Below are 12,654 nucleotides of genomic sequence, written 5' to 3'. Positions count from 1 at the left end.
GAACCCGCGACCCCCTGATTACAAATCAGGTGCTCTACCAACTGAGCTACAAGGGCAAGCCAGTGCCTTGCCAACTATCAGATTCTGACTTGGTGTAAAGCAAAAACTAACGCTGCGGCATCGACAGACCGCTTTTCCACACCGTGGCCGGCCGGGCTGTCCGCATGATCGCAATTGTAGCAAAAGGCCCGGAAAATAAGCGAAGTATTTACGCAGCACCACTAGAATGGCGATGAAACATAACCATTCCAGTGAGAACAACGCATCATATGCGCGCGAGCATACAGAAAATCCAGCTGACGGGCACGATCATCATCGCCGTAAGCTCCATCCTGCTGGCAACCCTTGCCGCGCTGCCCAGCGTCTACAATTTTCTGCGTTATCGCACCAATGCCGCGCAGCTCACCCGCTTTGAAACCGCTCTCCAGTCCGCATGGCTGGTGTCGGCCGAGCGAGGCCCCGCCAATAATCTGATGGGCGCATCCGTGCCGGATGCAAGGCTGGCCGAAGGGCTTGCCGCCGCGCGCAAGGCAACGGACGACAAGCTGTCAGAGCTGGAGAAATCCTTCGCCGACGATATCAGAACGCAGCCTGAACTGGCGAAGTCACTTGCTGAAACCCGCCAAAAGCTCGAGCAATCGCGAGAGCTGGTCGATCAGGTTGCCGCGCTCCCCCCTGACGCGCGTAACCACGGCGCAATGTCCAACGCGATTTCATCGATGTTCAAGGCGGCGGACAGCGTCAACCTGCTGCGCGGCAGGGCCGCACGCGCCATCATCAAGGTGACGCCCGACGTGGCGATTGACATTGCACTGACGGGCACGGCGGGCGTGATGCGCGACCGGATCGGCCGCCTCGGTTCCTATGTGATCATGAGTCTCAAGGCGAACAGGCAGGAAAAGCTCGGTTATCGCGCCAAGTTCGATACCGAGATGCAGAGCCTGCTGTCACTGAGGGCATCGCTGATCAATTATACCGCCGCCTATCTCTCGACGCCGCGACTGGACGGGGCATTGCGCGATCTTGAAACCCAATATTTCGGTCAGGCTTTGCGTTACGCTCAAAACACGATCGTAATGGCCGTGCCATCCGCCCAGCCAAGCGCGCTTGAATTCTCCAGAAACTATATCGAGGGCATGCGGTCGTCCGACACCCTGCGCGACCTTATTCTGTCCGAAACGCGCGCACGGATCGAAAAGAAAAAGCAGGAGGCCCTGATCTATGGCGGAACCTCGCTCTTTCTCGCCGGCATCGCTGTGCTGGTGCTGTTGCGGTTGACATCGGTTTACAAAACCGCGCTGTTCCGGCCCATGCAATCCGTCCAGGCGCAGATCGCAGCCATCGCCGGCGGTGATCTTTCCGAGAGCAATCATGAGGACAGGGTTGCTCCGGAAGTGAAGAAGATGTTCGAGGAACTGGATTTCCTGCGCGAACAGCTTCGCCAGAAGGGCGAAATGGAAAACCAGCAGCGTGCGCTGGCCGAACAGCTGCGCACCCTTTCCGAAACCGATGCACTGACTGGCGTCTTCAACCGCCGCGCACTCGAAAAGGCGGTTCGCTCCATATTGACGGGCGAGGAGCAATGTCAGTCGCTCGGCGTGATGATTGTCGATATCGACCATTTCAAATCGATCAATGACCGTTACGGCCATGCCATGGGTGACATCGCGCTTCAGAAGACCGCGAGCCTGTTGCGCAGCGCATTGCGCAAGGACGATATTCTCGCTCGATATGGCGGGGAGGAATTCGTCGTCGTGTTGCAGGATGTCAGCCACGCCACGGCGACGGCCACGGCCGACCGCCTTCGCCGCCTGATCGAAGCCCAGACCATCGACGAGCAAAGCAGCCTGTCGCTGACGGCAAGTTTCGGCGTAGTCTGGCAGGAAGCGCGTGCGATCAACAGCTGGGACGAGTTGATCGCCATCGCCGACGACCGGCTTTACGAAGCCAAGCGCGCGGGCCGCAACCGGGTCTGGGCAACCTATTTCCCAAAGGTCGCGAACGGCTAAGAACATCGCCGGCGGCGGACTTCGCTTCGACTAGATCAAATCCAGCGTCATGACCACGGGGCAATGATCGGAAGCCTTGGGGCGATCCCAGCCGGTGCGGGGATAACGTTCGACCTCCTGCCCCGGCGGGAATATCGTCCGGAAAGGTTGCCCATTGCGAATGATTTCGGGAACATGCATGGCGTTCGTCTCCGCCAGACGCGGGGACAGCCAAATATAGTCGAGCTGGCACAGATGCTGCTCCTGCGGCCCGCGTGAATGGTAAAGCGTCCAGCGATCCATGACATCACGACGCATCATCGGATTGACCACGAAACCATCCGCCGAGAGGATATCGAGCGCGCTGCGCTCCTCCTCGACGGGCGTGAAGCTGTAGCCGCTGCGCCTGTCGCCGGAAATCGCGACACGCTCCTGATAATCGTTCAGATCGCCGCAGATGGCGAAATTCTTGTTGCGCGTATTGCCCACACCCCAGCGGTTTTCGATGATACGGCGCACGGCCATGGCTTCCGCCTCGCGGATCGGCATGGTGGCGAGCCGGGCGTCGACCGCATCGCGGGCATTGGTCATGGATTTGAAATGCGTGACGTAAAGCGTCAGCGGCTTGCCGCCGATCCTCAGATCGATTTCCAGGCAATCCCGTTTGAAAATCTTGTCGTCGATCTGGTTTGTGGCGGCAAGCGCGGGATTGAAGAGATCGAGATTGCGATAGGTCAGCGCCGCATGGCTCTTGATATCGACCACCTCGATCCTGTCGCCGTCCCGCGTCTCCTCACGCATGACGACGGCGACATCAATGCCGCGGCTGTCATTGCCCTCGACCAGATATTTCTGCAGGTAGCCATTGCCGACCATGCGATAGAGATAGCCATATTCGAAGGCCTGCAGCGCGGCCATGTTGTCGACTTCCTGCAGGCAGAGAATATCGGCATCCGCATCGGCAATGGCCAGCGCCGAAAGCTGGCGCGTATCGTCGGTGGAAGACACCATCCGCGCGCTTTCCAGCGCCTGATAGGTCGCCTCGTCCCTGATATCGAAAAGCTGAATCGCCCTGTCGCGCCGCGTTTGGTTGCGAAAGCCGGTGAAATCGAAACGGGTGAGGAGATTTTCGATATTGAAGGTGGCAAGCCGAAGCGACATGAATCAATCCTATTGCTACAGGGAAAGCTTAGCTGGTGTCGCGCCGCCTCGCCAGTAGCGAGGGCCACGTCCTTTACCCTCCCTCATTCCTGTGCTTGTCACAGGAATCCAGTCAGCCCAAGTCCTTGGGCTAAAAGGACTCTTTTCGCCGCGCAGACGCGCGTCGGCTGGATCCCTGTGACAAGCACAGGGATGAGGGAAGTACACTTATCGCACTAAAGCCGCCACGCCGCGCGAATGGCCACTGGCAGACGGTCCCCGACTGCAACCGCTTCCCGCGAATACGCCCTCAGCGCCTGCCCGTCCGGCATGTCGAGACGCAGGGCATAACGCTCGCCCTCGTAAAGAACCGACGTCACAGTGCAGGCGATGCCCTCCGCATCCCGAACCACATCCTGCGGCCGCACGAGAATATCCGCCTGCGGCGATCCGGTTCCGCTCTCCATAGCCGCCCGAAGTCCCGCCCAATCAAGGTCGCGCGCGGCCACTTCCTGCACCGGCAATGTCACGATCGCCCCCTGCCCCACCAGCGAGCCGACCAGCCTGCCCTCGGGCCGCGCATAAAGCTCCGCCGGTGGCGCGACCTGCAGCAGCTTGCCCTGCGACATCACGGCGACATCGGTTGCCAGCGCCATGGCTTCCGCCTGATCGTGGGTGACATAGATCATCGTCGCGCCAGAGCGGATGTGGAACTCACGAAACGTCTCCTCCATCTCCTGCCGCAGATGCCGATCGAGATTGGCGAGCGGCTCATCGAGCAGCACCACGTCGGGCTCGGTAACAAGGCAGCGGGCGAGCGCCACGCGCTGCCGCTGGCCACCGGACAATTCAGCGGGACGGCGATCGGCGAAGCTCTCGAGGCGGACGGCGGCAAGCGCCTGACGCACCTTCTCGCGATATTTCTCACCTGAAATACCGCGCACCTTCAAGGGATAACCGGCATTGTCGGCAACCGACATATGCGGCCACAGCGCATAGGACTGAAACACCATCGCCATGTTGCGCCGCTCCGGCGGTACCATGCTGCCGGCATCGGCCAGCACCCGCTCGCCGAGCAGGATGGAACCGTCAGTCGGCTGTTCGAAACCGGCGATCATGCGCAGCACCGTCGTCTTGCCGCAGCCGGAAGGCCCGAGCAGAGCGAGAAAACCGCCATCGCGCACGGTGAGCGAAACATCGTCGACGGCTGGCTTCGAACCGGCACCGAAACTTTTCGACAGGCGGTTGAGGATCAGTTTCGCCAAGGGACCACTCCTTTCGGCAGATAGCGCCCCAGAATTTCCAGCAGAGCCATGAGGAAAATCACCATGATGACGACAAGCACCGAAAGTGCCGAGGCAAGATCGAAGCTGCCGCTGTCATCGAGATTGTAAATGAGCACGCCGAGCGTCTGGGTGCCGGCGGACCACAGCAGCGCCGAAACCGTCAGCTCGTTGCAGGCGATCAGGAAAACGAGGATGACCGATGCCCCCGCCGCAGGCCCGACCAGCGGCAGGATGATATCCTTGAGCCGCCGCCAGAAACCGGCGCCGGAGAGCCTTGCTGCCTCTTCCAGCGACGGATCGAATTGCAGGAAGGCGCTGACCATCGGTTTGAGGCTGACGGCGAAGAAGGAGGAGAAATAGGCGAGCAGAATGATCCAGATCGTGCCGTAAAGCGTGATGCCGACAAGCGGAATGGGAGCCGCGAAAAGCAGCACGAAGGAGACGGAAATCACCACCCCCGGCAGCGCATAGGGAATATCGACCAGCGCCGAGAGCAGGAACATGAAACGGCTCTTGCCGCGCACCAGAAAATAGGCCGTCAGCACCGTCACCGCCAGCAGGCAAAGCGAGGTGGCCGTCGCCAGAAACAGCGAATTGCGGAAGGCGGTACGCGTCACGCTCTGGCGATAAAGCAATTCCTCATAGGCATGCAGCGTCGCCGTCTTGAGGCTGAGCGGCACGCCATAGGCAGGCGCGAGCGAGCTTGCCACCAGCGCCGTCAGCGGCGCCACCAGCATGAAGAACAGCACGAGCCACAGGGCAAGCTCCGCCGGCACCCGCCACAGCCCAAGCCGGAAGGTCGCCGCCTTGCCGGAAAGACCGATGATGCGATAATCCCTGCCCTTCATCGCCCGTTCCTGCAAAGCAAGCCCAGCGACGGAGATGATGGCGATCATGGTGGAGAGGATGGCGATATCGCCGAATGTACTGGTGCCGAAACTGGCAAAACGGCTGTAGATCAGCGTCGGCAGGGTGAAGATCGAGGCCGGGATGCCGAGGATCGCCGGAATGCCGAAATTGCCGACACTGGACACGAAGGAAATTGCCGCCCCGGCGATCAATCCCGGCGTCGACAGCGGCAGGATGATATCGAACAGCACGCGACGCGGCGAAGCGCCTGACAGCTTCGCAGCCTCGATGCCGTCCTGCGGCAAGGCCAGCAGACCGGCCCGCAGCGACAGATAGACGAGCGGCGCATGTTGCACGCCGAGCAGAAGCGCGATGCCCGCAATCGAATAAAGCGGCTGCGGCGACCCCATCGGCGGCGCAAGGCCGATGGCCTTCAAAAGCGTGCTCGACGGGCCGGTCATGCCGATCCACGACAGCGCCGTCACCTGCGGCGGGATCATCATCGGTAGCATGAACAGGAAACTCAGGATCGACTTGCCGCGGATGTCGCAAAGCGTCAGCGCCAGCGCGAAAGCGCCGCCGATCAAAAGCGAAATCAGCATGCCGAAAAACGATGTGGAGAGCGTGTTCAGCGCCGCATCCCAAAGGGCCGGATCGGCGAGAAGCCGCCATATGTCACCGTTAAGTGACGAGAGGATACCGGTATAGGCGAGCCGCCCGAGCGGCAGGGCGCTGAGTGCAAAAACAACGCTGACCACAAAAGGAAACAGCCAGCGCGGCTGGCTGCTTCCATAGGCATAGGAACGGGACATGCCGCTATATCAGCCCTTGGAGCCGAAGATGTCGGAGAAGGTCTTCAGGTCCTGTTCCGAATTCTTCAGCGCATCGGCAGCGTTGAGCGGCAGAACCTTGATCTTGTCGCGAGCCGGGAAACCTTCCGGCATGCCGGCATCGGCACGAACCGGAATGTAGCCGAGCTTGACGAAGCCCTGCTGGCCCTTTTCGGACAGCACGTAATCGACGAACTTCTTCGCCGCTTCCTCATGCTTGGTGCCCTTGATGATCGCGACCGGCTCGGTGACGGCCGAAACGCCCTCTTCCGGGAAAACGAACTCAACCGGCGCGCCCTTGGCCTTTTCGCGGATCGGCATGTAATCGACGACCACGCCATAGGCCTTTTCGCCCGATGCGACGGACTTCAGAACCGCGCCGTTGCCACCGCCGGCAATGGCTTCATTGGTCTTCAGCTGCTTGTAATAATCCCAGCCGAGGCCGTTTGCGGCGGCGAGCGTCTGCGCATGGATCAGTGCTGCACCCGAAGTCAGCGGGCTCGGCATGGTCACCAGACCCTTGGCTTCAGCCTTGGCCAGATCCTTCCAGCTCGTCGGCTTCATCGCGGCAGCGGTGTTGTACATGATGCCTGTCGTGATGAGCTTGGTGGAATAATAATAGCCATCCGCATCGTAGAGCGAGGCGTCGATATTCTTGGCCTCCGCAGACTTGTGGGCGAGAAGCTGGCCAGCCTGCTTCATGCGCTCCAGCGTCACGGTATCGGCGATCAGCAGCACATCGGCAACCGGATTGCCGGCATTGATCTCGGCCATCAGTTTGGCCATGATCTTCGGCGTTCCGTCACGCACCCATTCAACCTCGAGACCGGGATTGGCGGCCTTGAAACCGTCAACGGTCGCCTGCGCGTCCTCGTTGGGCTGGCTGGTGTAAAGCACCAGATCGGCGGCATTGGCGGCGGTGGCGATGAAGCCGAGCGACACGATGGCGGTGAAAGCGGAGAGCAGCGTTTTCATGGGTCCAGTCCCTGTTGTTTGGTGGGACCGCTAAAACATGATTGCATAACATGTATGTGACAGGCAGGATTTTTGGGGTGGGATCTGTTGGGGCCATCGCGGTTAGGAGTGACAATGCCCCTTATCAATCGCGGCCTACCCCCCTCTGCCCTGCCGGGCATCTCCCCCTCAAGGGGGGAGATCGATCTGCGGCGAGGTTTCGCCCATCTCAACGCGTCAAAATGAGTGGCGGGAGAACGTCTTGCTGATCTCCCCCCTTGAGGGGGAGATGTCCGGCAGGACAGAGGGGGGTGAAGCCACAACCTCCGTCACTGCCGAGAACCGCCGCCCTCAAATCGCCGGCAGCGCCTCGCCCGTTTCCGCCTGCGCCGTCGCGATCAACCGGCCAAGCCGCTTCATGCCTTCCTCGATCATCGCCTCATTGGCGCAGGAGAAGCTGATGCGCAGCGTATTCGTACCGGAGCCATCCGCGAAGAAAGCACGACCAGGAACGAAGGCGACCTTTTCCGTGGCGATGGATTTCGCCAGCAGAGCTGCGCCGTCCATACCCTCGGGCAACGTCACCCAGATGAACATGCCGCCTTCCGGCTTCGTCCAGCGCGTACCCTTCGGCATGTATCTGTCGAGCGCAGCCAGCATCGCGTCACGGCGGGCGCTATAGGCTGCCTTGATCTTGGCGACCTGTTTGTCGAAACCGCGCGAGGCGACACGTTCGATGGCGATCTGGTTGATGGTCGAGGAATGCAGGTCGGCGGCCTGCTTCATCAGCACCAGCTTGCGGATGACCGGCGCGGAAGCGACGATGTAACCGACGCGAAGGCCGGGTGCGAGCGTCTTCGAAAAGCTGCCGCAGTAGATGGTGCGGGTGTTCTCGATGCCACCCGAGCGGGCGATGTCGAGCGCCATGATCGGCGGAACAGCTTCGCCATCGTAACGCAGCGACTGATAGGCGGCATCTTCGATGACGGCGATATCCAGCTCATCGGCCAGCGCCAGAACCTTTTCACGGCCGGCCAGATCGACGGTTTCGCCGGTCGGATTGGAGAAATCGGCCGAGAGATAAGCGAATTTCACCGCACCGCCGAGCTTGGCGGCGGTTTCGCGGTAAGCCTCGGGCGTGCGGTTGCCACCGGGGTTCAGCTGGTCGTAATTCGGCTCATAGGCGTTGAAGGCGGAAAGCGCGCCAAGATAGGTCGGCCAGGTGACCAGCGCCGTATCCTTCGGCGACAGGAACAGCTTGCCGAGATAATCGAGACCCTGCTGCGAACCGGAAACGATGAAGACGTTATCGGCGGTGCAGTCGATGCCGATCTCGGCCATTTCGCCCGCCAGCCATTCGCGCAGCGGCTTGTAACCCTCACTGACAGAATATTGCAGCGCCGAGTTGACCTGCGAACCCGAAAAAATTTCCGCATAAGCCTGCTGGAATTCCTCTGCGGGGAAAAGAGCCGGGTCCGGAATACCGCCGGCAAAGGAGATGATATCGGGCTGCTCGAGCAGCTTCAGCAACTCACGGATTTCGGACGCTTTCATGCGCGAAGAGCGCGTGGCGAAAATTTGTTCCCAATTGAGCATGGGTACGTTTCCTCTTGTGTCGTTTTTATGCGTGCATCTTTACAGAAATGTCGATACGTCAGCAATACTGACTTATCAGTTTTTCGAATTATTTCTGCCTCCCTGCACATTGCCCGCAACCGACCTGCCTTGAGGCCCGATTTTGCGGACAAAGCCAAATACACCCTTGCGCAAAGCTTCACAATCACACCTTTGCGATTGACGCGCCAAGGTTTTCCGGCTGGATTGCGCGCGCACCGCAACACGGCGAAAGCATCATGGGAGTTTGACGACATGCTGAAAAATATCGACCCGGCGCTGAATGCCGATGTCCTGCACGCGCTGCGCGCCATGGGTCACGGCGATACGCTGGTGATCTCAGACACCAACTTCCCCTCCGATTCGGTTGCCCGCCACACGACCATCGGCAAGGTGCTGCATATCGACAATGTCTCCGCAGCCCGCGCCATGAAGGCGATCCTCTCCGTCCTGCCGCTCGATACGCCGCTGCAGCCTTCCGTCGGCCGCATGGAAGTGATGGGCGCGCCGGATCAGCTGGAGCCGGTACAGGTGGAAGTGCAGAAGGAAATCGACGCTGCGGAGGGAAAATCCGCGCCCATGTACGGCATCGAACGCTTCGCCTTCTACGAGCAGGCAAAAAAAGCCTATTGCGTCATCACCACAGGGGAGACACGGTTTTATGGCTGCTTCCTTCTGACGAAGGGTGTCATCCCGCCGGCGACGTAAGGCCAAAAACGGGAAAATTGCGCCGGCCGCCCACCTTCATGACAATTTCAAGTTGTTATGGCAAAAACTTCCACTAGGCTTGAAAAACCAACCGGAGGTGTGCGGATCATGACCCAATATGTCCTGGCGTTCTGGAATGTCGAAAACCTGTTTGCGCCGGAGGGTTATCCGGCGCGAGAGCCGTGGATTGCCGAGCGGCTGAAGAACGATCTGAAAGGCTGGACCGAGGACCTGTTCAAAACCAAGGTCAAACAGCTCGGTCTGATCATAAGCCAGATCGGCGGCGCGGGACCGGATCTGCTCGGTGTCTGCGAAGTCGAGAACCGTTTCGTTCTGGAGACGCTGGCGGAACATCTGAACGACCTCATGCCCGCGCGCTCTTATCGTGTCGTGCACGCCGACTCCAGCAAGGACCAGCGCGGCATCGATACCGCCTTCATCTATGACAGCAAAAAGCTGCTGATCAACGAGAACGAGATTTTCAGCCATTTCGTGATGCGCCGCACCGGCACGCGCGACATTACCCAGTGCACTTTCATCACCAAGGGCGGCCGCCAGCTTATCGCGCTCTCCAATCACTGGCCGTCGCGCTCCGGCGGCGCGGTGGAAAGCGCCGGTTTTCGCATGACGGCAGGTGAAACGCTGGGCTACTGGCACCAGCGTATCAGGGAAGAGAAAGGCAACGACATTGCCGTCGTCGCCTTCGGCGACTTCAACGACGATCCTTCCGATGCATCGCTGCGCTACCACGCCAATTCCACCCGCGAGCGCGACGATGTCGAAAACTCGCAATCGGCCATGTTCTACAATCTCACCTGGAATTACCTGCGCCAGCCGGTGGTCGATTCCGTCGGCACGGCAAGAACCATCTACGGCACGCTCTATTTCAACGGAGACGCCAATATCTTCGATCAGATCCTCGTTTCCCGATCGCTTCTGACCGGCAGCAGCGGCTTCAAGGCGCGTGAGGAGACGGCAAAAATCGAAGCCATTGCCGCCATGGTCAGCCACAGCAAGAATGAGGGGCCGATCCGCTTCGGCCTGTCGAAAGGCGATGCGGTCAAAAACGTCAATCTCGGTGGCTTTTCCGATCACTTCCCGGTTTCGGTGGTTATCGAAGAAGAAGACGCCATCGTGTGATCGAGCACCAGGCACAATGCAAAAAGGCCGGAGCTTTCGCCCCGGCCTTCCAATCTTCTGCAAGCAATGAAGCTTAGTTGACGGCCTTGTCGACCAGCTTGTTCTTGCCGATCCAGGGCATCATGCCGCGCAGCTTTGCGCCGACTTCTTCGATCTGGTGGGAGTCGTTATTGCGACGGATACCCTTGAAGCGAGCGCCACCGGCCTTCCATTCCTGCATCCACTCGGAGGTGAACTTGCCGGTCTGGATGTCGTGCAGAACGCGCTTCATTTCAGCCTTGGTGTCGGCGGTGATGATGCGCGGACCGGTGACGTATTCGCCCCACTCGGCCGTGTTGGAGATCGAGTAGTTCATGTTGGCGATCCCGCCTTCATAGATCAGGTCGACGATCAGCTTCACTTCGTGCAGGCACTCGAAATAGGCCATTTCCGGTGCGTAACCGGCTTCGACCAGCGTTTCGAAACCGGCGCGGATCAGTTCGACGAGACCGCCGCACAGAACGACCTGTTCGCCGAAGAGGTCGGTTTCGCACTCTTCCTTGAAGTTGGTTTCGATGATGCCCGAACGGCCGCCGCCAACGCCGCAGGCGTAGGAGAGAGCGAGTTCAAGGGCGTTGCCGGAAGCGTTCTGATGAACGGCAACGAGGCAGGGAACGCCGCCGCCCTTCTGGTATTCGCCGCGAACCGTGTGGCCGGGACCCTTCGGTGCGATCATGACGACGTCGAGCGATGCCTTCGGCTCGATGAGGCCGAAGTGAACGTTGAGGCCGTGTGCGAAAGCGATTGCTGCGCCATCACGGATGTTGCCGGCGATGTCGGCCTTGTAGATGTCGGCCTGAAGTTCGTCCGGCGTCGCCATCATCAGAAGGTCGCCCCACTTGGCGGCTTCGGCAACGGTCATGACCTTGAAGCCGTCGGCTTCGGCCTTCTTGACGGTCGGCGAACCGGCCTTCAGAGCGATGACGACGTTCTTGGCGCCGGAATCCTTGAGGTTCAGCGCATGGGCGCGGCCCTGGGAACCGTAGCCGACAACGACGACATTCTTGGACTTGATGAGATTGAGATCGGCATCACGATCATAATAAACGCGCATTTTATGGTCCTTCCCTAATGCTTGTCTCTCAGTTGTCTGAACCGGAATCTCAGGCGGGTTTGCCGCTGAGTTCCGAATGTACCTTTTCCGTGCCGTAGAGGGTCAGAAAGGCGACGACCGCCTTCTTCGCCCGGGCGGAAAAATCCTTGTCCGGCGCCTCGCCCAGCAGCATGCGCACATGCAAATCCGAAACGATGAGGCCGTAAAAACTGCGATATGCCTCCTCGGCATCATCGAAACGCAGATAGCCGGAACGGCGACCCGCCTCGATCAGCCCACGCGCCCGCCGGTCGATCTGGCGACGGCCGCGTTCCAGCAGCAGATCGCCGAGCTTCGAACCGTCACGGCTCGCCTGCCCTATCGCCAGACGGTTAAGCGCCAGTGACACGTCACCCGCCAGCACATCCAGCAGATCATGCGCGAAAACCTCGAGGTGATCGGCAAGCTGCGGTGCGGAAACGCGGTCGCCCGCCTTCTCGAAGGTGCGGACCTTGCTCTGCTGGAAGGTGATCATCGCGGCCAGCAGGCCGTCCCGGTCGCCGAACCACTTGTAGAGGCTTTCCTTGGAACAGTTGGCGGCACGCGCCAGCCCGGATGTAGTGAGCGCTTTCTCGCCGCCCTCGACCAATAGACGCAATGCCTGGTCCAGAACGGCGTTCTGGCGCGGCGAAAATTCCTGCGCTGTGATCGGGTCGGAAGCCAAGTCTTTCCACTCCAGGGGCTCGATTAATGTACCGTACGGTACGGTTCGAGCGCCATTTAAGCGGAGGCAGCGTTGGGGTCAAGCGGATTCTTCGGGGGAGAACGAGAATTGACGCGGTGCGGTGCAGCGTGAATGCCGGCTTGAGGAGCTTTATTAGGAGGTTTTGTGTTGATGGCGGATCGATAGCGGGTGGAGCTTACCCCCCTCTGCCCTGCCGGGCATCTCCCACCTCGAGGGGAGAGATCGACTCGTGGTTAGGTCTCGCCCATCTCAACGTTTGCGAATGGAGCGATGGTAGGGCCTCCTGCCGATCTCCCCCCTTGAGGGGGAGATGCCCGGCAGGGCAGAG

At 60.1% G+C, this 12,654-nt stretch carries 10 protein-coding genes; 3 read left to right on the top strand and 7 right to left on the bottom strand.

Annotation, left to right across the window (positions count from 1 at the left end; genetic code table 11):
- The first annotated feature begins 269 nt into the window (after positions 1-269).
- On the top strand, positions 270-2,009 hold the full coding sequence (locus tag L901_RS11725) for a diguanylate cyclase (protein WP_059756789.1): 1,740 nt from the start codon (positions 270-272) through the stop codon (positions 2,007-2,009).
- Positions 2,010-2,039: 30 nt separating this feature from the next.
- On the opposite strand, the gene L901_RS11720 is transcribed toward L901_RS11725, so the two are convergent.
- The 5 genes from L901_RS11720 to L901_RS11700 form a co-directional block, all read right to left on the bottom strand.
- The gene (locus tag L901_RS11720) at positions 2,040-3,149 is read right to left on the bottom strand and encodes an endonuclease/exonuclease/phosphatase family protein (RefSeq protein WP_059756787.1); all 1,110 of its coding nucleotides are present in this window, start codon (positions 3,147-3,149) and stop codon (positions 2,040-2,042) included.
- Between the two features lie 215 nt (positions 3,150-3,364).
- Positions 3,365-4,393 (bottom strand): ABC transporter ATP-binding protein, encoded by a 1,029-nt coding sequence (locus L901_RS11715; RefSeq protein WP_059756784.1) that lies wholly within the window; start codon positions 4,391-4,393, stop codon positions 3,365-3,367.
- On the bottom strand, positions 4,381-6,075 hold the full coding sequence (locus L901_RS11710) for an iron ABC transporter permease (protein ID WP_059756782.1): 1,695 nt from the start codon (positions 6,073-6,075) through the stop codon (positions 4,381-4,383). Before L901_RS11710 ends, L901_RS11715 begins: the two co-directional genes overlap by 13 nt.
- A gap of 9 nt (positions 6,076-6,084) precedes the next feature.
- Positions 6,085-7,068: an ABC transporter substrate-binding protein gene (locus L901_RS11705; RefSeq protein ID WP_059756779.1), complete on the bottom strand. Its 984-nt coding sequence runs from the start codon at positions 7,066-7,068 to the stop codon at positions 6,085-6,087.
- 330 nt (positions 7,069-7,398) lie between these two features.
- Positions 7,399-8,643, bottom strand: coding sequence for a PLP-dependent aminotransferase family protein (locus tag L901_RS11700; protein ID WP_059756777.1), 1,245 nt, complete (start codon positions 8,641-8,643; stop codon positions 7,399-7,401).
- Positions 8,644-8,916: 273 nt separating this feature from the next.
- Here L901_RS11700 and L901_RS11695 point away from each other — a divergent pair, with 273 nt between their 5' ends.
- The gene (locus tag L901_RS11695) at positions 8,917-9,369 is read left to right on the top strand and encodes an RbsD/FucU family protein (protein WP_059756774.1); all 453 of its coding nucleotides are present in this window, start codon (positions 8,917-8,919) and stop codon (positions 9,367-9,369) included.
- Between the two features lie 108 nt (positions 9,370-9,477).
- Positions 9,478-10,509, top strand: coding sequence for an endonuclease/exonuclease/phosphatase family protein (locus tag L901_RS11690; protein WP_059756772.1), 1,032 nt, complete (start codon positions 9,478-9,480; stop codon positions 10,507-10,509).
- Between the two features lie 73 nt (positions 10,510-10,582).
- Here L901_RS11690 and ilvC read toward each other — a convergent pair whose 3' ends face one another.
- Together ilvC and L901_RS11680 are read right to left on the bottom strand one after the other, a co-directional pair.
- Entirely contained in the window at positions 10,583-11,602 is a 1,020-nt protein-coding gene (ilvC, locus tag L901_RS11685) for a ketol-acid reductoisomerase (protein ID WP_003495030.1), read from the bottom strand.
- Positions 11,603-11,651: 49 nt separating this feature from the next.
- Positions 11,652-12,305 (bottom strand): TetR/AcrR family transcriptional regulator, encoded by a 654-nt coding sequence (locus L901_RS11680; RefSeq protein WP_003507581.1) that lies wholly within the window; start codon positions 12,303-12,305, stop codon positions 11,652-11,654.
- Between the last annotated feature and the right edge of the window lie 349 nt (positions 12,306-12,654).

Source organism: Agrobacterium sp. D14, assembly GCF_001526505.1.
Classification (GTDB): Bacteria; Pseudomonadota; Alphaproteobacteria; order Rhizobiales; family Rhizobiaceae; genus Agrobacterium; species Agrobacterium leguminum.
This window is presented reverse-complemented; position numbering and strand designations above follow the sequence as displayed.

Coding starts and splice junctions, on each gene's coding strand:
- L901_RS11725 (WP_059756789.1), top strand. CDS start 270: ATGCGCGCGAGCATACAGAAAATCCAGCTGACGGGCACGATCATCATC.
- L901_RS11720 (WP_059756787.1), bottom strand. CDS start 3,149: ATGTCGCTTCGGCTTGCCACCTTCAATATCGAAAATCTCCTCACCCGT.
- L901_RS11710 (WP_059756782.1), bottom strand. CDS start 6,075: ATGTCCCGTTCCTATGCCTATGGAAGCAGCCAGCCGCGCTGGCTGTTT.
- L901_RS11705 (WP_059756779.1), bottom strand. CDS start 7,068: ATGAAAACGCTGCTCTCCGCTTTCACCGCCATCGTGTCGCTCGGCTTC.
- L901_RS11700 (WP_059756777.1), bottom strand. CDS start 8,643: ATGCTCAATTGGGAACAAATTTTCGCCACGCGCTCTTCGCGCATGAAA.
- L901_RS11695 (WP_059756774.1), top strand. CDS start 8,917: ATGCTGAAAAATATCGACCCGGCGCTGAATGCCGATGTCCTGCACGCG.
- L901_RS11690 (WP_059756772.1), top strand. CDS start 9,478: ATGACCCAATATGTCCTGGCGTTCTGGAATGTCGAAAACCTGTTTGCG.
- ilvC (WP_003495030.1), bottom strand. CDS start 11,602: ATGCGCGTTTATTATGATCGTGATGCCGATCTCAATCTCATCAAGTCC.